This window comes from Cryobacterium sp. Hh11 (assembly GCF_004404045.1).
Classification (GTDB): domain Bacteria; phylum Actinomycetota; class Actinomycetes; order Actinomycetales; family Microbacteriaceae; genus Cryobacterium; species Cryobacterium levicorallinum.
Genome location: NZ_SOHF01000018.1, coordinates 1 through 18,803, shown reverse-complemented (window position 1 = coordinate 18,803; position 18,803 = coordinate 1). Strand labels below are relative to the sequence as shown.

20 protein-coding genes are annotated in these 18,803 nt (G+C 64.4%); 7 read left to right on the top strand and 13 right to left on the bottom strand.

Features of this window, described 5'->3' with window-relative positions; genetic code table 11:
* Positions 1–18: 18 nt before the first annotated feature.
* Both E3T46_RS08155 and E3T46_RS08150 read right to left on the bottom strand, forming a co-directional pair.
* The gene (locus E3T46_RS08155) at positions 19–507 is read right to left on the bottom strand and encodes a DNA starvation/stationary phase protection protein (RefSeq protein WP_134473228.1); all 489 of its coding nucleotides are present in this window, start codon (positions 505–507) and stop codon (positions 19–21) included.
* A 149-nt stretch (positions 508–656) separates the two neighbouring features.
* Entirely contained in the window at positions 657–944 is a 288-nt protein-coding gene (locus E3T46_RS08150; protein WP_092448804.1) for a hypothetical protein, read from the bottom strand.
* 139 nt (positions 945–1,083) lie between these two features.
* On the opposite strand from E3T46_RS08150, the gene E3T46_RS08145 reads away from it, so the two are divergent.
* Positions 1,084–1,641, top strand: a complete 558-nt coding sequence (locus E3T46_RS08145; protein ID WP_134578167.1) for an MOSC domain-containing protein — start codon at positions 1,084–1,086, stop codon at positions 1,639–1,641.
* Between the two features lie 163 nt (positions 1,642–1,804).
* On the opposite strand, the gene E3T46_RS08140 is transcribed toward E3T46_RS08145, so the two are convergent.
* Complete coding sequence (locus E3T46_RS08140) at positions 1,805–2,629, bottom strand: DarT ssDNA thymidine ADP-ribosyltransferase family protein (protein ID WP_206751482.1); 825 nt, start codon at positions 2,627–2,629, stop codon at positions 1,805–1,807.
* Between the two features lie 186 nt (positions 2,630–2,815).
* On the bottom strand, positions 2,816–3,496 hold the full coding sequence (locus E3T46_RS08135) for an HAD-IA family hydrolase (RefSeq protein WP_134578165.1): 681 nt from the start codon (positions 3,494–3,496) through the stop codon (positions 2,816–2,818).
* Between the two features lie 139 nt (positions 3,497–3,635).
* On the opposite strand from E3T46_RS08135, the gene E3T46_RS08130 reads away from it, so the two are divergent.
* The gene (locus tag E3T46_RS08130) at positions 3,636–4,379 is read left to right on the top strand and encodes a sulfite exporter TauE/SafE family protein (RefSeq protein WP_134578164.1); all 744 of its coding nucleotides are present in this window, start codon (positions 3,636–3,638) and stop codon (positions 4,377–4,379) included.
* A 20-nt stretch (positions 4,380–4,399) separates the two neighbouring features.
* Here E3T46_RS08130 and E3T46_RS08125 read toward each other — a convergent pair whose 3' ends face one another.
* Complete coding sequence (locus E3T46_RS08125) at positions 4,400–5,161, bottom strand: endonuclease/exonuclease/phosphatase family protein (RefSeq protein WP_241979052.1); 762 nt, start codon at positions 5,159–5,161, stop codon at positions 4,400–4,402.
* Positions 5,162–5,276: 115 nt separating this feature from the next.
* Complete coding sequence (locus E3T46_RS08120) at positions 5,277–6,596, bottom strand: TIGR00366 family protein (protein ID WP_134578192.1); 1,320 nt, start codon at positions 6,594–6,596, stop codon at positions 5,277–5,279.
* A 207-nt stretch (positions 6,597–6,803) separates the two neighbouring features.
* On the opposite strand from E3T46_RS08120, the gene E3T46_RS08115 reads away from it, so the two are divergent.
* On the top strand, positions 6,804–7,403 hold the full coding sequence (locus tag E3T46_RS08115) for a histidine phosphatase family protein (RefSeq protein WP_092448810.1): 600 nt from the start codon (positions 6,804–6,806) through the stop codon (positions 7,401–7,403).
* 247 nt (positions 7,404–7,650) lie between these two features.
* On the top strand, positions 7,651–8,427 hold the full coding sequence (locus E3T46_RS08110) for an ice-binding family protein (RefSeq protein ID WP_134578163.1): 777 nt from the start codon (positions 7,651–7,653) through the stop codon (positions 8,425–8,427).
* A 49-nt stretch (positions 8,428–8,476) separates the two neighbouring features.
* Here E3T46_RS08110 and E3T46_RS08105 read toward each other — a convergent pair whose 3' ends face one another.
* A complete protein-coding gene (locus E3T46_RS08105) occupies positions 8,477–8,767 on the bottom strand; it encodes a hypothetical protein (protein WP_134443616.1) in 291 nt (96 codons plus the stop codon).
* A gap of 61 nt (positions 8,768–8,828) precedes the next feature.
* Between E3T46_RS08105 and E3T46_RS08100 the strand changes: the two genes are divergently transcribed.
* From E3T46_RS08100 to E3T46_RS08090, 3 genes are read left to right on the top strand one after another with little or no spacing between them, the layout of a single operon-like run.
* A complete protein-coding gene (locus E3T46_RS08100; RefSeq protein WP_092448812.1) occupies positions 8,829–9,125 on the top strand; it encodes a hypothetical protein in 297 nt (98 codons plus the stop codon).
* A 49-nt stretch (positions 9,126–9,174) separates the two neighbouring features.
* The gene (locus tag E3T46_RS08095) at positions 9,175–9,447 is read left to right on the top strand and encodes a glutaredoxin domain-containing protein (protein WP_134578162.1); all 273 of its coding nucleotides are present in this window, start codon (positions 9,175–9,177) and stop codon (positions 9,445–9,447) included.
* Positions 9,448–9,503: 56 nt separating this feature from the next.
* Positions 9,504–9,827, top strand: a complete 324-nt coding sequence (locus E3T46_RS08090) for a hypothetical protein (RefSeq protein WP_134578161.1) — start codon at positions 9,504–9,506, stop codon at positions 9,825–9,827.
* Between the two features lie 175 nt (positions 9,828–10,002).
* Here the strand turns inward: E3T46_RS08090 and E3T46_RS08085 are convergent, their stop codons facing one another.
* The 6 genes from E3T46_RS08085 to E3T46_RS08060 form a co-directional block, all read right to left on the bottom strand.
* On the bottom strand, positions 10,003–14,844 hold the full coding sequence (locus E3T46_RS08085) for an NAD-glutamate dehydrogenase (RefSeq protein ID WP_134578160.1): 4,842 nt from the start codon (positions 14,842–14,844) through the stop codon (positions 10,003–10,005).
* Positions 14,845–15,053: 209 nt separating this feature from the next.
* The gene (locus E3T46_RS08080; RefSeq protein WP_134578159.1) at positions 15,054–15,902 is read right to left on the bottom strand and encodes a hypothetical protein; all 849 of its coding nucleotides are present in this window, start codon (positions 15,900–15,902) and stop codon (positions 15,054–15,056) included.
* A gap of 262 nt (positions 15,903–16,164) precedes the next feature.
* Entirely contained in the window at positions 16,165–16,626 is a 462-nt protein-coding gene (locus tag E3T46_RS08075; RefSeq protein ID WP_134578158.1) for a type II toxin-antitoxin system VapC family toxin, read from the bottom strand.
* Positions 16,623–16,919: a transcriptional regulator gene (locus E3T46_RS08070; protein WP_134578157.1), complete on the bottom strand. Its 297-nt coding sequence runs from the start codon at positions 16,917–16,919 to the stop codon at positions 16,623–16,625. The genes E3T46_RS08075 and E3T46_RS08070 overlap by 4 nt, the downstream gene beginning before the upstream one ends.
* 94 nt (positions 16,920–17,013) lie before the next feature.
* Entirely contained in the window at positions 17,014–17,382 is a 369-nt protein-coding gene (locus E3T46_RS08065; protein ID WP_198419149.1) for a hypothetical protein, read from the bottom strand.
* A 198-nt stretch (positions 17,383–17,580) separates the two neighbouring features.
* A complete protein-coding gene (locus tag E3T46_RS08060) occupies positions 17,581–18,696 on the bottom strand; it encodes an HNH endonuclease signature motif containing protein (RefSeq protein ID WP_134578155.1) in 1,116 nt (371 codons plus the stop codon).
* Positions 18,697–18,803 lie beyond the last annotated feature (107 nt).

Sequence of the window (18,803 nt, the reverse complement as noted above, 5' to 3'; positions counted from 1 at the left end):
GCGGCCTCAACCGATGTGTTACGACGCCCGCGAGGCGGATTTCAGTGCTGCGCGCTTGCGCGGTTTACGGTTCTCCGCACTGACCATCCAGGAATACTGCTCGAGCTTCTCGATGAACGCGTGCAGAATATCCGCGCTCGTGGGGTCTTCCTCATCGACCTCATCGTGCACCTTGCGAATATTGTCGACGGTGGCATCGAGTCGTTCGGTGATGAGCGTCACCGTCTCCGCCGTGTCGACTTCGCCATCGGGAAACTTGGGCAGATGGGTGGTTTTGGTGACCGTCTCGCTGCGGCCATCGGGCATGGCGTCGAGGGCGCGCATCCGCTCGGCTACTTCGTCGGAGAATTCGCGCGCATCGAGAATGATCTCGTCGAGTTGCAGGTGCAGGTCGCGAAAGTTCTTTCCAACGACGCTCCAGTGCGCCTGTTTTCCCTGCACGTGCAGCTCGATCAGGTCGACCAGAACGGACTGCAGGTTATTACTGAGTGTTTCTGAGGCTTTCATGGTGTCCTCTCAATTGGGGGGGAATTTGACTCGAGACTATATCACCGGAGACGAATCTGGTCCAGAATTCCACCACCCCCATTGGGCGACCGCTCACCCGACCGACGTGTGGCCCCCGGTTTTCGGGCGTGCTGATGGCCGCTCGCCCCTCAGTCGCCTCGCGGCGGGCGCGGCTTGCTGTACTTCTTGTGTGCGGTCTGCGGAGCGGTACCGAGAATTCGTGCAATGTCGGCCCAGGAGCATCCACCGTCGCGCATGGCGTTGACCGCCGCGGTCACCCGGAGGTTGACCTCCACCCGATCGCGCACCGCCCGTTCCAGTTCGCGTTCGAGAGCTCGGTACGGACGCGCAATGTGCGGCGCGACGTCTTCCGCGCGCGGAAAAACGGACGCGGATTCGTTGGGCTGGTCGTTATTGGCGGGCGCAACACTGGTCATTGAGAAACCTTTCCATTGATGCAATGTAGGCCTCGGGCGGTGCCGCGTCAACGGGTTTACACAGACACGGTGACGTATCCGGTTACAGGGCTGCTGGCATGCCTTCGAACGCGCGTGCGCCTGTGGCAGAATCGTCTGCATGACACACGACAAGCGCCCCGGCACGGTCGTTTCGGTCAGCCGCGACGACCTGCACCGGTTCAGCAAGCCTGCGGTGGGCAGCATCCGTTTGCTGGCTGGAATCGGAGTCGAGGGCGATTCCCACGCCGGAGTCACCGTGCAGCACCGCTACGCGAAGAAGCGCAACCCCTTGGCACCGAACCTCTGCCAGGTGCACTTCATGGCCGCCGAGCTGTTCGACGACCTCGTGCCGACCGGGTATGCCGTGACGCCGGGCGAGCTCGGCGAGAACGTGACCACCGCCGGAATCGACCTGATGACCCTACCGCTCGGCACCCGGCTGCATCTCGGCGCCGAGGCCGTGGTCTCGATCACCGGCATGCGCAGCCCGTGCTCGCTCATCAACGGCTACCAAAAAGGTCTGATGAAGCAGCTCATCACAACGGATGCCGGCGGCACAGTGCACCGCCGCGGCGGCATCATGGGCGTCGTCGTCACCGGCGGGGTCGTGAACCCGGGCGACGGCATTCGGGTGGAGCTACCCGCCGGCGAACACGTGCCCCTCGGGGTCGTGTAGCAGGACCCATAGCCGGGCCATCCCGCGACCGACCCACGCCCGCATCCACAGTCGCGGTCGGACCCACGCACGCATCCGCCCCCGGGCCCACCTTAGGGAACGGGGCCCACGATAGAACATGGGCCCCGTTTCCGGGCCCGGGCCCGGACAGAAAAGGGTCGGACTACTCGGCGTCGGCCGAGCTGTGGAACCACGGCGGGTAGACCGCGACCTTGGGCTTGAACGTGCTCGACTTCAGGATGCCCCGAACCGTCTCGCGCACATTGTCGTTGCAGACGCCGATGAGCGTCACCAGCTCCATTGGGACAGCATCGGGCACGAGCAGCTCGGCTTCGAGAATCATCGCGCCGTCGGCTTCGGCGCGGAGCGTCTGCAGCATGCGCTCGGCCGTGGCCGGCGTGGCACCGAATCGGGTGAGCGATCCGGCCGCATCACCGTTGGTGACGGCGACCAGGCTGGGAACGAGGGGGGTCTCGTCGTCGGTGGTGGAAGCATCCGTTACAGCGGCGAGCCCGTCGTTGATCTTCTTCACGGTGCTCACGAGCATGACGAAGTCGAAGGCCTCGGAGCCGTGCGCGTCGAGGGCGAGGCGCGGGTCGGTGGACTCGGCACGAATGCTCTCCCACACGATCGCATTCGGCGACAGGAAGAACGGCACGTACTCGGCGACACTACGGTCAGTTCCAGCGACGAGGGCGTCGCGACGCGATTCGCGCGTGGCGGGCGCCGAGATGTCCACGGCGGGTCGGGTGGTGAGCGCAGCGTTGGCGAACAGGCATCCGTCGCGCAGGATGGCGGCGAGGTTGCTGATGTGGGTGAGGTGGTACACGCGCTGCTCGTCGACGTTGTCGGTCGAGACCTTCTCGGCGCGCACCGGGCGGGGAGCGCCGGCCACGCGAACCGGGCGAGCCGCGCGGGCGGGCGGTGTAGCAGCCGTGGGCAGCGGGTCGCGCAGGGACGACAGCTTGGGAGCGCGGGTCTTCTTCACCGGCACCAGGGGCTCAGTAACGACTTTGGGATAACACAGGGCGCACAATTTGCCCTCAAGTCCGTGGATGCATTCGTCGTCCAAGTGCCAAAACCTTTCTCTTCGCGGCTCGAGCCACCCGGAAAAGCCGAACGTGCATACCGCCTATCAACGTTACGTTCATTTGGGCCCGGGCGGTGACCGTTCTTAGCTTTTCGGTGACTCCACGTGAACGATCAGACCGTCGGGCGTGACCTCAATACGCAGCGAGTCGAGCCCGGGCACGACCAGATCGGCGTCGAGCTCGGCGGCTGGGTAGGTTCCGGCGACGGCGATCGTGGTGCAGCCGGCGGCGCGACCGGCCTGCAGACCGGCGGGTGCGTCCTCGATCACCAGGCAGCGGCTCGGGTCTACGCCAAGCCGCGCGGCCCCCTCCAAAAACGGGTCGGGCTCGGGCTTGCCGTTCGGAGTGTCATCGATGGTCACGATCACCGCGGGTGCCGGAAAAGCGGATGCTGCCAGCCTCGCTTCGGCCAACGGCCGGGCGCAGGACGTGACGATCGCGCGCCGGGCTTCGGGCAGGCTCGTCATGAGCGCGGCGGCGCCGGGCAGCACGGTGATATCGTCCGTGTCGGCTGTTTCGAGCGCGAGGACGCGGGCAATGGCTTCGTCTACCCGGTCGGCCGGTACCAGTTCCTCGATAATGTCGCGCGCCGGACGGCCGTGGGCGGTGTCGTCCTTCGCCACTCCCCATTCCCGCGCCCAGGCAGCCCAGGAGCGGTCGACCGCCGGCGTGGAGTCGATGAGGGTGCCGTCCATATCGAACAGCACGGCATCGAAGGTGCGCCCCTGCAGAACGTTCTCGGTGGGCAAGCTCGCGTGGGGCATCCACTGTCCTTTCGTCGATTTATCGGGTGACTGCCGTGCGGCGGCCCCGCATTAACGGTAGCCCACGCGTCCGCGACGTCGGTTGGTGTGGTCTGGGCCGGTAACGTTGAGTGCAACAACCTAGCTGGGAGACCGTACCGTGTGGACGACCGTTCTGGTGATTGCGGCCGTGCTGATCGGCTCGAGCATGCAGCGCATCACCGGCATGGGGTTCGCCCTGGTCGCTGCGCCCTTTCTGGTGCTGCTGTTGGGGCCGATTGACGGTGTCATCGTCGTCAACGTCTGCGGGGCCCTGACCGCCGGCGTGATCCTGATGCGCGTGTTTCGAGACGTGGACTGGCGGCGCTACGGAATTCTGGCGGCCTGCGCCGTGATCGGCATCGTGCCAGGCTCCTACGTTTTGCAGTTCGTACCGGTGGCGTGGCTTGAGATCTCGATCGGTGTACTCGTGGCCGCCGGGCTGACCGTATCGGTGAATCTCGGCCGGGTGGTCGTGCGGGACCGGCTGAGTTTTCGCGTGATAGCCGGCATGACCAGCGGGGTCATGAACACGACGGCCGGCGTCGGCGGCCCGGCGGTGAGCATCTACGCGATCGCCACAGGCTGGCCGCAACGGTCCTTCGCCGCGACCATGCAGCCGTACTTTCTGACCATCGGGCTGGCCTCGCTGTCGTCCAAATTCGCCCTCGGATCCGCCGGCGTGCCGGAGCTGCCCGTGCTGGTGTGGATTCTGATCGGGTGTGCCTGCATCGTCGGGCTCATCATCGGCGACCTGCTGTCGCGGGTGATCGAGCCGCACGTAGCCCGCCGCCTGCTCGTGATCGTGGCATATCTCGGGTCATTAGCGACGATCGTCCGCGGCGTGCTCGAACTGCTCGCCTGACCGCGCGAGACGCCGCGGGGCTAGATCGTGAAGTCGGCGCCTTCGACCGTGACGGACTCACCGGTGGCGGGATGGGCCAGGTGATGCGCGGCATCCGTTTGCATCGGTTGTTTGTCGGGGTAGGTGGCCGTCACCAGAATGGGCATGTGATCTGAGGTGCCCTGCGGAAGGGTCTCCACGTTGGTGATCGCCAGGCCCATCGAGGTTGCGAGGTCGAAGTGTCCGCGAAAGAACTTGTACCGGGTGTAGGTGCGGGTGTCGCTGAGGGTCAGGTCGTAACCGGACTGGTTGACCTTGTTGCCGAGCTTGCCCTGGAAGATCGGGTAGTTGTAGTCGCCGACCATCAGGGTCGGCAGACCGGGGCCGAGCAGACTGAGCTCTTCGTGGGCGGTGCGAATCTGGTTGCGGCGCAGGGAGTTGAGCGCGGTCAGCGGCGCTGCGTGAAAGGATGCGACGACGAGCTCACGCTGGGCGACGTTGTCGATCAGGCGGGTGGCGATCAGGCGCTCGTGTGCCGGCGCCGCCAGGTGATCATGCAGGGATTTCTTCAGCGCGAAGGCCTGCGTCTTGATCGCCGTGTAGCGGTCCCGGTTGTAGTAGATGGCCAGGCCCAGCCGGTTGCGCCGGGTCGCGTCGGCGAGGTGCAGAGTGCCGACCTCGGCCGGCAGGTCGATGGTGTTGCATTCTTGCAGGCAGAGAATGTTGGGACTGTAACGCTCGGACAGCGCGACCAGTTCGCCGCTGGCACGATTCTTGCGGAGGTTGTAACTAATGACCCTCATGGCACCCGTCTCAGACTTGATGGCTTTGAGACAAGCCTACGGCTCTCTCCCGCGTTGAAATTGAACTTCTATCGCAAATTGGGATATGCGCAGGCGGCATCCAGTCTGCGCCGGGTTAGCCGGCACCGACGATGAACATCGTCGCGATGAAGACCAGGCCGGCCGCCAGAAAGGTGATCGTGGTGTAACCAAGAATGTCGCGCATTTTCAGCCCGGCGATCGCCAGAAGCGGAAGCGCCCAGAACGGTTGAATCATGTTGGTCCACTGGTCGCCGTAGGAGACGGCCATGATGGCGACGGAGGGGTCAACGCCGAGCCGTTCGGCCGCGTCGAGCATGATCGGGCCCTGCACGGCGAATTGGCCGCCGCCGGAGGGCACGAAGAAGTTCACCAGTCCGGCCGCCAGCAACGCCATCACGCCAAACGTCGCCGGAGTCGACACGCTCACGAAGAAGTCGGAGAATACCCCGATCAGCCCGGATCCGACCATCATGCCGAGGATGCCGGCGTACAGCGGAAACTGCAGCAGGATATCGCCGACGTTGGAGGCGGCATCCTTGGTCAGCCGAATCAGCTCGAACGGGTTGCGCACCAGCAAGAATATGAGCGCGAGGAATGTCCAGTTGACGATATCGAGCGTGAGGGTTCCGCCCTCGACGAAGTGAACGACCAGGTAGGCGACGAGGGCAAGCCCCACGATCAGGGTCATTATGCGGCTGGCATCGAGGCGGTCAGCGGGCGTCACGACCGGTTCCTCGGCGACCTGCTTATCGCGGGCATCGACCTCAAGCACGAAGATCGGGGCGTTACGTCGCGGGGCGACGAGGGCCAGCGCCAGCGCGACCACCACGATGGTGGCGACGGCCGCCAAAATATTCCACAGCGAGAAGGTGGTGTCGCTGAGCGAAATGGTGCGACCCAGTTGCTCGGCCAGGAAGGAGCCCTCGGTGGCGGCGGTGAGCGGTCCCGACCCGGAATATCCCATGTGCCAGATCACAAAGCCGGAGTAGCCGGCGGCGACCAGGAGCGGGAAGTGCACTGGAACGCCCTTCGCGCGCAGCTGAAAAGCCACCTCCTTGGCGAGCAGCCCCCCGACCACGAGGCCGAGGCCCCAGGTGATCAGGCACGCCACCGCGGCGACGGTGAAGACGAAAACGTAGGCCTGAAGCGCCGTGCGTGGCACAGCACCCAGACGAACCAGCAGCCGGTGCACCGGGGTCGTGTTGGCCAGAATGTGCCCGAGCAGCAGCACGAGGGCCATCTGGGTCATGAAGGCGAGCAGCCCCGCGAGACCGTCGCCCCAACTCCGCACGACATCGATCGGGCCGGAATCGGTGAGCACCAGGGCCAGAATCGCCACGATCACGGTCAGCACGATCACGAACACGAGCGCGCTCGGAATGAATCGTTCGACGAGCGAATTTATCGGGCGCATGAACGCAGCGGCTGGGCCGCTGGCGCGCTTCTCGGTGGCAGTTGACACGATGGTTCCCCCTGAATTGCTACAACATTGTCGCTCAGGGCGCCTGCACTGGCGTATTAAACGTAGCAGGCGGGTCGTCCGCTCCCCCGTCGGGGCACCTGTGGCTGGGTCGAAACGTAGACTTGACCTGCCGCACAGCGGCAACCGCGAGGGAGCAGCATGACCCAGAACGACATCGTTCTTATTCGCCACGGGCAGACGGAATGGAGCATTTCCGGCCAGCACACCGGGCGCACCGACGTTCCACTGACCGATTTCGGCCGTCAACAAGCGGATGCCCTCGGCGAGATGCTGGACGGCCAGCATTTCGATCGGGTCTACTCCAGCCCGCTCGTGCGCGCCTGGGAGACCATGGAGCGGGCCGGGTACTCCAGCCAGGGTGTGGCGAGCGACGACGTGCTCGAATGGGACTACGGGGTCTATGAGGGCCGACGCACCGTGGACATCCGCTCTGAGATACCCGGCTGGACCGTGTGGGGTAACCCAATTGTGGGCGGTGAGACCGTCGATGAGGTGGGGGCGCGAGCCGACCTCGCGATCGAGGAATGCCTCGCCGCAGAGGGCCGCGTCGCCGTTTTCGCCCACGGGCATTTTCTGCGCATCATGACCGCGCGCTGGATGGGGCTGCCGGCAATCGCCGGCAAGAACCTCAGCCTCGGCACTGCGACCGTCTCCACCCTCGGCTGGGAACGCGAAAATCGGGTGCTGCAGATGTGGAACGACGCCTGCCACCTGAGCTCGATGGATCCGGTCGTCTGACGCTGCACGGACCAATACCCCTAGTCTGGGGTTAGACAGATTCTATGCGTTGGAACCGTTGTCGTCGGTGCGTGCGAACAAACATACGAGTAGCATGCCCGGAGGGATCGATCGCGGGGGTTCGAGGGGCGCCTTCTACCCGCGAGCCCGATCAACCAGAGAAACCCGATGTACAGCATCGGTGGCCACGCCAGCGCGTGGCCCTGCCCCGGCCCGCACCGTGCGGGTCCTTCGAGAGGGAAATCACATGAGCACGTTCACACAGCTTTCACCGTCGCGCAAGCGACTTCTCGGCGCCCTGCTCGCCGTTGCTATAGTCGGCGTCGGCAGCATCGGAGTCGGCGGAGCCGTCGCCGACGAGACTGCACCACGAGCCGCCGTCGACCTCGGCGAGGCCGGGACTTTTGCCGTCCTGTCGAAGTCCGGAATTACGGATGTCTACGCCTCGACCGTCAGCGGAAACGTCGGTTCCAGCCCCATCACCGGTGCCGCTATCCACCTCACCTGCCCCGAGGTACTCACCGGAACGATCTACTCCGTGGACGCCGCAGGCCCCTCGTGCAAGGTGACCGACGACACCTATCTCACCACGGCCGTTAGCGACCTCGAACTCGCGTACACCGATGCCGCCGGCCGAACGACCCCCGACTTCATCAACCTGGGCGCCGGCGAAATTGGTGGTCTGACTCTCACTCCCGGTCTGTACAAGTGGGGCACCGATGTGAACATCTCCACCGATGTCACACTGACCGGATCCTCGACCGACGTGTTCATCTTCCAGATCTCCAAGGACCTGCAGCAAGCCTCAGCCCAGAACGTGATTCTGGCCGGCGATGCGCAGGCGAAGAACGTGTTCTGGCAGGTGGCCGGGTCCGTCGCGATCGGTACGACCGCACACTTCGAAGGCACCATTCTCAGCCAAACGATGATCGCTATGAAGACCGGAGCGAGCATCAACGGTCGACTGCTGGCTCAGACGGCCGTCACGCTGCAGAGCAACACGGTCACTGCGCCCGTCGAGTAACGAGCAGGTGCAGGCGTGGGTGACGTATCGTCCCCACGCCCTCACCGGTTCAGCGCACCGGCACCCAGGTACCCTTCACGCGCTCGGTGACCAGGGACGCCCGCAACTCGGCGACGACGCGCAGGTCGGCCACCACGTGAGCGCCGATCCGCAGGGCCGACGCCGCGTCATCCGCTGTGAAACGCACGATGACCCTGGCCGCGCCGGCGACGATGGTGAGGTCGGAGGCCTCCACCGTGGTGAATTCGGCCGCCGCCGCTGCGGCCCGCGGCACAACCGAGGCGGGTTCCGTTCCCGGGTGCAGGGAGTCGATACTCATGGTGACGCGATAAGAAGGCATGGTTTCAGGGTACGGGTACTGCTTTACTGATTGCGTCCCTCATCCCCAAGTTCGGAGACCCATGACTTTCACGGCCACGATCGTTGCCCAGGTTCAGCGCACCAAGCCCGATGCCCTCTGGGCCATCGCGACCGCACTCAGCCGAGAGGTCAGTGGTACATCGGCCGCGGACGCGTTCATCGCACTGCCGGACGGCGGTCGGGTCGAGGTGGAGATTGCCAAGTTCGGCGAAAGCCTGCCGTTGGCGATCGACGTCGTCGATGCGCGCGGCGCGGCCGAGGCGCGGGCATCCGCTCAGAATATTCTGGACCTGCTGGAGCAGTCCACCGGTTGGCAGGTTGACCACCTGCACGACTGAAACGGATGTCCACCCGCGGCACACAGGCGCGCCGCCTAGGATCGTTGGCATGACTGAAACCCCTGCCCCCGCTGCTCGCATCACGATGTATGGAGCCCAGTGGTGCGGCGACTGCCGTCGTTCCAAGTCACTGCTCGACCGCCTCGAGGTGGACTACGACTATGTCGACCTGCTGTTCGTCGAGGATGGCGCCGACCGTGCCCGCGCCATCAGCGGCCGCACCAACATTCCGGTCATTGTGTTTCCCGACGACACGCACATGGTGGAGCCGAGCGACGCCGAGGTGCGCACGAAGCTCGTGGCGCTCGGCCGCATCAGCTGAGGGGTCTCACCCGCGTGCTACTGTCATAAATCGCAGTTACCAACGGGGGTCGCACCATGCACGCATCCATCACCCAGCCGACTCGCCGCCTTCCGCTCTCGTTGTGGGTGAGCATCGTTCTGTTCGTGTTGTACAGCGCTCTGGGCATCGCCGTGTGCGTGTCACTCCCGACCGACCCCCGCCTGCTGTTTGCGCTGCTGACCGTGTCGCCACTGTTGTTCATCGGCATGGTCGTCTCGGTGGTTGACATCGTGCGCACCAGAAAGCGCGGCGACGCCGGGCAGACCTATACCCGGTTGCAGTGGGGTGGCCTCATCCTCTTGGTTGTGGCGATGCCGCTCTGGCTGGCCATTGCCATTCTGATCGTCTCGTTGATCTAGTGCGCTCCAAAGAGTTTTTCTACCGTTAACAGCCCGGGCCCTGGCGCGTCACCGCGAGCATGCTCGGCGACTGGATCAACAATTTGCCGTCGCGCGACTGAGACGGCAGATCGCCGACAACACAGCGCTGGAGCACCCTCGAACGGATGCTCCAGCGCTTCAGCGGGCTAGTCGGTCAGCGGCGCACGATGGAGCGCAGCAGCCGCACGGCGACCGACAGGGACGCCATATCGTCCTGCGCGAGGGAGTTGACCTCCTCGAACACGCTGCGCGCCCGGCCGAGCTGTTCGGCGTTGAGTGCTTCCCAGGCGAGGAGGCGCTCGTCGGGGGCGCCGGCATCCGTTTCATCGAGCACGGACCTGGCCATGTCGGCGACCGTGGAGTACAGGTCGTCGCGCAGGGCAGCACGGGCGAGGGCCTGCCAACGGTCCTTGCGGGGCAGCTTGGTGATGCGCTCCAGCAGGTTGTCGACACCGAACCGGTTGTACACCGCATAGTAGATTGCCGCGACTTCGGTGACCGGAAGGTTGGACCGGGCGGCGACCTTGGCCACGTCCAGCAGCGCGTACGCCTCGAAGAGTTCCGACCAGCGGCGGCCGAGATCGTCGGGCAGGCCCCATTCCCTGGCCTGCTCTTGCTGGGTTTCGAGGCGTTTGAGGTCGGCGCCCTGCAGGTATTCCCCGAGGTGCTCGCGCATCAGCGCGACCTGCGGCTGGTACTTTGCGATCACTCCGGCGACGGGCATATTGCCCCCGTGGTTAACCTGCCAACGCACCGCACGGTCGAGCAGCCGGCGAATGTCGAGGTGAATCGCCGTCCACTTCTCGGTCGGGAACGATGACGGCAGCGCGTTGAGCTCGTCGACCATCTCGTCCAACTCGAAAATCTCCCGGAGGGCCACAAACGCCCGCGCGATCGTCGCCTGGTTCGCCGACGTCTCCTCCATCGTGCGGAACGCGAAGGTGATGCCGCCCAGGTTGATCATGTCGTTCGCTACGACCGTAGCGATGATCTCCCGGCGAAGCGGATGCGTATCCAACTCGGCATCGAAACGTTCAGACAGGTGCGTCGGGAAATACCGACGCAGGGTTCTGCCGAACCACGGGTCATCGGCCAGATCGCTGTCGCGCAGCGCGTTGGCCAGTTCGATCTTGGCGTAGGCCGCCAGCACGCTGAGCTCGGGGCTGGTCAGCCCCTGGCCCTGGTCGAGGCGCTCGCGCAGCGTGGCCGTCGTCGGCAGTGCCTCGAGCTCACGCTGCAGATCGCCGGATGCTTCGAGCCAGTTCATCAGGCGCTCGTAGCTCGGGCTCCAGTTGTTGACGAGGACCCGGTCGTTGAGCAGCAGAATGTTCTGATCGACGTTATCGACCAGAACCAGGCGGCCGACCTCGTCGGTCATCTCGGCCAGAAACTCGGCCCGTTCGGCGGGGTCGAGCTTGCCGGCGGCGACCATACGGTCCACGAAGATCTTGATATTGACTTCGTGGTCGGAGCAGTCCACTCCGGCCGAGTTGTCGATCGCGTCCGTGTTGAGAATGACGCCATTGAGGGCAGCTTCGATGCGCCCGAGCTGGGTGAAGCCGAGATTTCCGCCCTCACCGACGACCTTGACTCGCAGATCCTTGCCGTCGACGCGAATGGAATCGTTGGCCTTATCGCCAACCTGCGCTGCGGTCTCGGTGCTGGCCTTCACGTAGGTGCCGATTCCGCCGTTGTAGAGCAGATCGGTCGGGGCCAGCAGAATTGCGCGCAGCAGCTCCGGCGGGCTCAGGTGCGTCGTGCCCTCGGGCAAACCGAGCACGACCTGTACCTCGGCCGAGATCGGAACAACCTTGGACTGGCGCGGAAAGACGCCGCCGCCGGCGCTGATCAGGTCGGTCGCGTAGTCGGCCCAGGAGGAACGCGGCAGTTCGAACAACCGTTTGCGCTCGGCAAAGGAAAGCGCCGGGTCGGGGGTCGGGTCCAGGAAGATGTGGCGATGGTCGAAGGCCGCGACGAGCTTGGTGTGCTTGGAGAGCAGCATGCCGTTGCCGAACACGTCGCCGGACATGTCGCCGACGCCGACCACGGTGAACTCTTCGGACTGGGCGTCGACGCCGAGCTCGCTGAAGTGGCGTTTGACCGATTCCCAGGCGCCCTTGGCCGTGATGCCCATCTCCTTGTGGTCGTATCCGACCGAACCGCCAGAGGCGAAGGCGTCGCCGAGCCAGAAACCGTACTCTGCGGCAAGTTCGTTGGCGATATCCGAGAACGAGGCTGTTCCCTTGTCGGCCGCGACGACGAGGTAGGTGTCCGCGTCATCGTGGCTGACCACGCGGTTCGGCGGAACAACCCGTTCACCCTCGGGCGTTGCCACGAGGTTGTCAGTCAAATCGAGCAGCCCGCGCACGAAGGTTTGGTAGCTCGCGATGCCCTCGGCCATCCACGCTGCCCGGTCCAGTGCCGGATCTGGCAGCTTCTTGGCGAAGAATCCGCCCTTGGCACCGGTCGGCACAATGACGGCGTTCTTGACCGTCTGCGCTTTGACCAGCCCGAGCACCTCGGTGCGAAAGTCCTCGCGGCGGTCCGACCAGCGCAGGCCACCCCGGGCAACCTTGCCAAACCGCAGGTGCACGCCCTCGACGCGCGGCGAGTACACCCAGATTTCGTACATCGGTCGCGGTGAGGGCATCTGCTCGATCTGCGACGGATCGAGTTTAATGCTCAGATACGGCTTGTACTGGAAGAAGTTGGTGCGCAGCGACGCTTCGATCAGCGTGATCAGGGTGCGCAGCACCCGGTCGGCGTCGAGGGTCGCGACCTGCTCCATGGCCAGGGTGAGCTGGTCGCGCACGTCGGCGACGCGCAGCATCCGCTCATCGTCGGCGAGATCTGGGTCGAATCGGGCTTCGAATAGTGACACCAGGCCACGCGTAACGGCCGGGTTGGCGAGCAGGGCGTTGGCGACGAAACCGTAGGAGTTGGTATTGCCGATCTGGCGCAGATATTTGGCGTAGCTGCGCAGGATGACGACGCGGTGCCACGGCAGGCCGTCCTGCAGCACCAGGCGATCGAGGCTGTCGGACTCGATGGCTCCGCTGATCGCAGCACCGAACGAGTCGGCCAGCAGAGTCCCGGTCGCGATCGGGTCGACTCCGGCCGGGTAGTGCAGGCCCAGGTCGTACAGGTAGAAGCGGCGCCCGTCAGCGGTTTCGATGTCGAACGGCACCTCGTCGAGGACCTCGATGCCAAGGTTCTGCAGAAACGGCAGAATCTGGCTGAGGCTCTTCGGCTCGGTCATGTACAGCTTGATGCGGGCGTCTTCGGCGGGGTCACCGACACTGTGAGGCCGGTAGACGTGCAGTCCAGGGCGGGTGCGCGGGTCAGCGGATGCTCTCACTGGCGCAGCGCAGGCCTCGAAACGCCCAATGTCTTCGAGGGCATCGGCAATTTCATAGTCGACCCGGTAGCTATCGGGAAAAGCTTCAGCCCAGACAGCGGCCAGGCGCTCGGCTTCCTCGACCGAGTGTGTCTCGCGGAGTTCGTCGCTGATCCCCTCGGGCCAGGACCGCACGGCCATGGCGAGACGGTGTTCCAGGGCGGCGGCATCGACCGTGTCGGCGGCGACATCCTTGGGCAAGCGGATGCGATAGAACAGTCTCGCGAGTGCCGATTCGGTCATGCGCGCTTCGAAGTCGAGGGCCTCCGAGTGGAAGGTCTCCTGCAATTCCTTCTCAATGCGCAGCCGCACGGCAGTGTTGTAGCGGTCACGCGGCAGGTAGACCAGGGCCGACATAAACCGGCCGTAGATGTCGGGGCGCAGGAACAGCCGGGTGCGTCGGCGCTCCTGCAGACGTTGGATGGCGAGCGACGCGGTGATCAGGTCGGGGACTTCGATCTGGAACAATTCGTCACGCGGGTAGGTTTCCATAATGCCGAGCAGGTCTTTGCCGCTGTGCGACTCGAGCGGAAAACCGACCTCGGTCATGACGGCCTTGACCTTTTCGCGCAGCACCGGCACGGCCGTGACCGAGCTCGTGTAGGCGCTCGCGGCGAACAGGCCGATGAAGCGCTGTTCTCCCTTGACCTGACCGGCGGCGTCGAAACTCTTGATGCCGATGTAGTCGAAGTAGGCGGGGCGATGCACGGTGGAGCGCGAGTTGGCCTTGGTGATCACCAGGGCGGTGCGCTCGCGCGCTTTCTGCCGGCCGGCATCCGTTAGATGCTGAATCTGGTGACGATCGTCGGCGGAACGCAGCAGGCCAAGGCCGCTGCCGTCGATCAGGGTGAGGACGTCTTCGCCGTCCTGCGTCTCGAGGTTGTATTCGCGGTAGCCGAGAAAGGTGAAGTTGCCCTCGTCGAGCCAGTGCAGCAGCTGCTGGGTTTGGGCGAGGTCCTTGACCTGATCGGCGCCGACGACCTTGTCGAGGGCGTTTGCGATCTGCATCGCCTTGGTGCGCATGAGCGGCCAGTCCGCGACGGCGGCGCGAACATCGCCGAGAACGGCTGTCACGCCAGCCACCAGCAGGGCCTGCTCCTCGTCGCTCGCACTGTCGATCTCAATGGCGATCCACGATTCGAGGTGCGAGGCGTCATCGCCGGTGGCGATCAGGTGGGCAATATTGGGCATCGCCGAGGTATCACCGCTGGAGACGCCAACACCGGCCGGAATGCGGTTGATGTCGACGAGTTCATTGCTGGCCTTGCTGCGGGCCACGATGAGCAGCGGGTGCACGACGAGGTGGATGGCGGAGTGCTGGCGCACCAGCTCGGCGGTGACCGAATCCACCAGGAAGGGCATGTCGTCGGTGACGATATAGATGACGCTGCGTCCGGGCTCATTCTGAATCTCGACCGAGGCCGTTTTGGGCACCCGGTACTGCGCGACCTTCCAATGGGCTCGCGCTCGGGCTTGCAATACTGGCGGGGAATAGTGCGCCGCGTCTTCGTCCGTCAAATGCTCATAATAATCAGTTATGAACGACTCGAGTGTGGGGTCTACCGGGGCTAGACCCGTAGGGGTGAAACCAGACGACATCGAAAAAACGCCTCCATCAAATATCTGCGCGGGGCTCCTGCAACGGGTACTTCGGTGTACCCCGTCGAACTCAAACGTGGAGTTCCCTTACTTTCTCATCGTAGCGCTGGCCCCAGCGCCCCAGCCGTGCCGCCGCAGAACCTGCGGCGGCACGAAAGAACTGATGAGCGGCCCGATCTTCGCTACGGTTTGGTGTCGACGGCGGTGGGTCAGTACCAGCCGACGGACTGCGAGTGCGACCAGGCCGCACACGGCGTTCCATAGGAGGAGGCCTTGATATAGCCCAGGCCCCAGCTGATCTGCGTCGTGGCGTTGGTGGCCCAGTCGGTGCCGGCCGACGCCATCTTGCTGCCCGGCAGCGCCTGCGGAATGCCGGTCGCACCGCTGCTGGAGTTCAGGGCCGAGTAGGACCAGCCCGATTCCTTCTGCCACAGCCGGTCGAGGCAGCTGAACTGATCCTCGCCCCAGCCGTACTGGGAGGCGGCCATTGAACGCGCTGTGGCGCGGGCACCGTCGACGGTATTGCCGCCCGCGAGGGACTCCATTCGAGCGGCTTCAGCGGCGGCGGCCGCAGCGGCCTCGGCTGCAGCAACTTCGGCTGCGACCCGGTCGACTTCGGCGGTGGCCGCCGCAACTGCGACGGTCTGCGTCTTCGCCTGGGCCGTGAGGTCTTCGAGCTGGTCGATCGGCATGATCTCGTAGCTGGCGAGCGAGCTGGCTACCGAGGTGAGGGTGGAGGCATCCACTTTGCTCACGCTGGCGGCAATGACCAGGTTGGCTTGCGAGAGGGCAGCGGATGCGCTGTCGCGGCTGAGTGCCTCGCCGCGCTGGGCGTAATAGTCGAGTTGTTCGATCTGGCGGCCGGTGCTCTCGGCGAGTGCGGTCGTGGCTGCGATGCTGTCTTGCTTGGCATCAGCCGACTGGGCGGCGAATCCGCTGCCGGCGACGAGGCCGGTGACGACCAGCACGGCACTGGCGGCGAAGAGAATCTGGTGCCTGCGTTTTGGGGAATTGCGGACCGTACGGGCATGGGAAGTTTCGGAGTTTTTTTGGCGCATATCCTTCATCGGGAGCGAGAACTCGACGCTAGGTACGCCGGCTCGCCGGGTTTCGGGCTCGCGCACTTCGGGTCGGCGCGGGCAAGGTCGCTAGCTTGCACCGCCTTTTTGAATGAAACCTCACGATTTTCTCCGAATACCCTGACTTTCGGTCACGATCGTTCAGCCGTGACATAATTTGCGACCCGCGGGGCACTCGATGGCTCCACGAACGCCTGTTTCGAGCGGTTAGGCGCGGGTGCAGTCGAGAGCGAAAGGGGACCTATTGGACCGATCCCACAGGAGGATGATTCAGTTCTGCAGGAATCAGCAAGAACCCTGCGCGAGCGGACGCCGTTCGGAGCTGAATATCAAAAGCAGCCATGCTCCGACAATCCGAATCGACTTCGCGGGCGACTTTCGCTGTCGCTAGTTGCACGGCGTCGTAGGCGCGCAATCCATGGATCTCAGTCAACCGAGCGGCGTCATCCAGGATGCCGGATGTGATTCGGATGGGTGCCAACACGGCATCCGCTCCGAATAGATCATTTTCAAACAACCTGACCAAGATCAACGTGTCGCTGGCCGGGAGGCCGTTCGTGCGGCTTTTCCGCCATAGCGCGGCGGGTACTTCGACACGGCAGAGCTGACTGACAGTGACTGCCTCCAGAGAGCGAACCATCTCGCTGCCGACCTCGTCGGCGTACAACTTGACGATGGCGGACGTATCGGCGAAGACAGTCATTCCCGCATCGTGGAGACTATTTCGGAAAGCGGAACACCCGAACCGGCCGCGGCACGCGCCCGCGCGATCTCAGCGCCAGACGGACGAGGCCCGTTCGGCGTTCCCGTGGCAAGCAGACCAGCTGCACGAAGCCGATTTCTTAGTCGTGCTGCGAGGGGATCGCTCTCATCGCTCTGTGCCGCCACAGTCATCACCCTGTTCAGGAATTCATTCATGCTCAGACCCTCGGCCAAAGCCAGGTTTTGGACCTGCTTGACCAATTCATCGGATGTTCGCCACGTGACCTGTGCCATACACCAATTCTAGCTCCAGTGCAGGCATGCCTGCACTGGAGCTCCGCGGCTGTCGTCATTCGGTTTTGGGCTGGGGACGGAGCGGCACGCGGCCCTAGATCAGATCGACCCGACGCTCGATCACGGTGCCGACCGGCCAGAATTCGGCAAAGCTAATGAGTTCGTCGACAAATTCGCTCACGGTGCGCATGTAACAACACAGGCACCATCCGCGGGCATCAAAACTGGCCGCAAGGGCATTTTCATAGTCGATGCGGGTGAGGTCGGGGAGGTCCGTCACCAGCGCGGTTGTCGTTCCACGATCCGAACTCAGCCCACGAAACGATCGGCCGCACGGGCACTTGCCGTCCGGCTTGCGCCGGCTTTCGGGACATGCGTCGAGCATCCAGACCAGCTCACCCTCGACGCAGTCTGCGTAATCACTTCGGCGAGCGCCCTGTGTCGCCTTTGTAGCTACCAGCACGAGCATTGCCTTCTCCACATTCTCGGCACGAGTGTCTGTGAGTAGATACTGACGACGTTAGAGGCACCCCCCAGCTGGCGCTGTCACGGGTGGCCGAGTTGGCGGGCTTGGAGTGACTACGAGACTCCAGCTGTGACTACCGCCGAGTTTCGCAGGAAGAGGAACGGAAAGCCTGGACAACCATTGGGCAAGCACCTACTAGGTGCGCCAGGGTGGTTCGGGGCTCGGGGTGTTGGCTCGGTGTGATTGGGCGGGGCGCCAGGTTTGCGTTGGGTCCCAGAGGAGTGGGCCGCGTACCTGGGGTCGGCCGTTGATCATGCGGATGGTCCAGCCGTTGGTGTCGATGGTGTGGTGGTGGAACCAGCACAACAGTGTTCCGTTGTCGACGTTGGTGGGTCCGCCTTTTGCGGCAGGGTGGACGTGGTGCACTTCGGTCCAGCGGGCGGGGATGGTGCAGCCGGGGATGATGCAGCCTCCGTCGCGCGCGGCGATCGCGGCGCGTTGTTTGGCGGTGAAGCACCGCACCTTGTCGCCGAGGTAGAGAATGGCGCCGTGGTCGTCGATGATGACGCTTTGGGAGCCACCGGTGCAGATGGTTTCTTTCACTCTGCGCATCGAGATAGGCGCGTCGATGCCATCGATCCAGCCAACACCGCGGTCGTTGTCGAGGTCGCTGGCGTTGATGTGGATCATGACGTTGGGGGCGGCGCCGCCCATGGTGGGGGTTTTCGGGTCGCGGGCGGCAGCTTCGAACACAGTGCGGAGGATGTCGGCGCGTTTCTCACCCGCGGTGCGGTGGTCGCCGTCGAAGCGGGTATCGCCGGTGAACGGGTCGGCGTTGAAGCGCTCACCGTCGAGGCCGGCGTCCGCGTTCGGGTCATCGACGTCCAGGCCGTTCAACGCGGTGACGGCACCGTCAGCCGGATCGGTGGGTTCAAACCGCGGCGTACGCGACCGAGCCGATAGATGAGTGTCGAAGAAGGTGTCCATGATGCCGCGCAGCTCGGGGGTGACGTCGGCCCGCAGCGGGTAGAGCCCGTTGCGCAGCTGCCCGAACGTGAGGGTGCTCTTCGCCTCCACCGCGTCGTCGTTGGGGGCGGTGCCGTCGGGGTCGAGCCGCCCTTGCCACTCCAAAGCTTGCGCCCGCAGCAGATCCGGCGCGAAACGAATGCCCGCCCCCGGCAGCCCGGCAGTCTCCGGAGTGATCGCCCCGGTCGCGGAGGCCACGAGGGCACGTTCGACGTGGTCGAGGTCGTCCTGCAGCACCTTCCCGTGCAGGGCGGTGAGGGTGGTCGCGATGATCGAGCCTGTCAAATCTTTTGTGTAAGTGTTGGGAATTGGTTAGAGGTGGGGGTTGATTCGGTCGGGGTAAATCATCACGAGCTGGCTGAGGGCTTGCTTCCAATTCGTGGTGACTTGGC

What these genes read in the sequence shown, in the direction of transcription:
- E3T46_RS08155 (WP_134473228.1), bottom strand. Translation starts at nt 507, where the DNA reads ATGAAAGCCTCAGAAACACTCAGTAATAACCTGCAGTCCGTTCTGGTC.
- E3T46_RS08150 (WP_092448804.1), bottom strand. Translation starts at nt 944, where the DNA reads ATGACCAGTGTTGCGCCCGCCAATAACGACCAGCCCAACGAATCCGCG.
- E3T46_RS08145 (WP_134578167.1), top strand. Translation starts at nt 1,084, where the DNA reads ATGACACACGACAAGCGCCCCGGCACGGTCGTTTCGGTCAGCCGCGAC.
- E3T46_RS08135 (WP_134578165.1), bottom strand. Translation starts at nt 3,496, where the DNA reads ATGCCCCACGCGAGCTTGCCCACCGAGAACGTTCTGCAGGGGCGCACC.
- E3T46_RS08125 (WP_241979052.1), bottom strand. Translation starts at nt 5,161, where the DNA reads ATGAGGGTCATTAGTTACAACCTCCGCAAGAATCGTGCCAGCGGCGAA.
- E3T46_RS08120 (WP_134578192.1), bottom strand. Translation starts at nt 6,596, where the DNA reads ATGCGCCCGATAAATTCGCTCGTCGAACGATTCATTCCGAGCGCGCTC.
- E3T46_RS08115 (WP_092448810.1), top strand. Translation starts at nt 6,804, where the DNA reads ATGACCCAGAACGACATCGTTCTTATTCGCCACGGGCAGACGGAATGG.
- E3T46_RS08110 (WP_134578163.1), top strand. Translation starts at nt 7,651, where the DNA reads ATGAGCACGTTCACACAGCTTTCACCGTCGCGCAAGCGACTTCTCGGC.
- E3T46_RS08105 (WP_134443616.1), bottom strand. Translation starts at nt 8,767, where the DNA reads ATGCCTTCTTATCGCGTCACCATGAGTATCGACTCCCTGCACCCGGGA.
- E3T46_RS08100 (WP_092448812.1), top strand. Translation starts at nt 8,829, where the DNA reads ATGACTTTCACGGCCACGATCGTTGCCCAGGTTCAGCGCACCAAGCCC.
- E3T46_RS08095 (WP_134578162.1), top strand. Translation starts at nt 9,175, where the DNA reads ATGACTGAAACCCCTGCCCCCGCTGCTCGCATCACGATGTATGGAGCC.
- E3T46_RS08090 (WP_134578161.1), top strand. Translation starts at nt 9,504, where the DNA reads ATGCACGCATCCATCACCCAGCCGACTCGCCGCCTTCCGCTCTCGTTG.
- E3T46_RS08085 (WP_134578160.1), bottom strand. Translation starts at nt 14,844, where the DNA reads ATGTCGTCTGGTTTCACCCCTACGGGTCTAGCCCCGGTAGACCCCACA.
- E3T46_RS08080 (WP_134578159.1), bottom strand. Translation starts at nt 15,902, where the DNA reads ATGCGCCAAAAAAACTCCGAAACTTCCCATGCCCGTACGGTCCGCAAT.
- E3T46_RS08075 (WP_134578158.1), bottom strand. Translation starts at nt 16,626, where the DNA reads ATGACTGTCTTCGCCGATACGTCCGCCATCGTCAAGTTGTACGCCGAC.
- E3T46_RS08070 (WP_134578157.1), bottom strand. Translation starts at nt 16,919, where the DNA reads ATGGCACAGGTCACGTGGCGAACATCCGATGAATTGGTCAAGCAGGTC.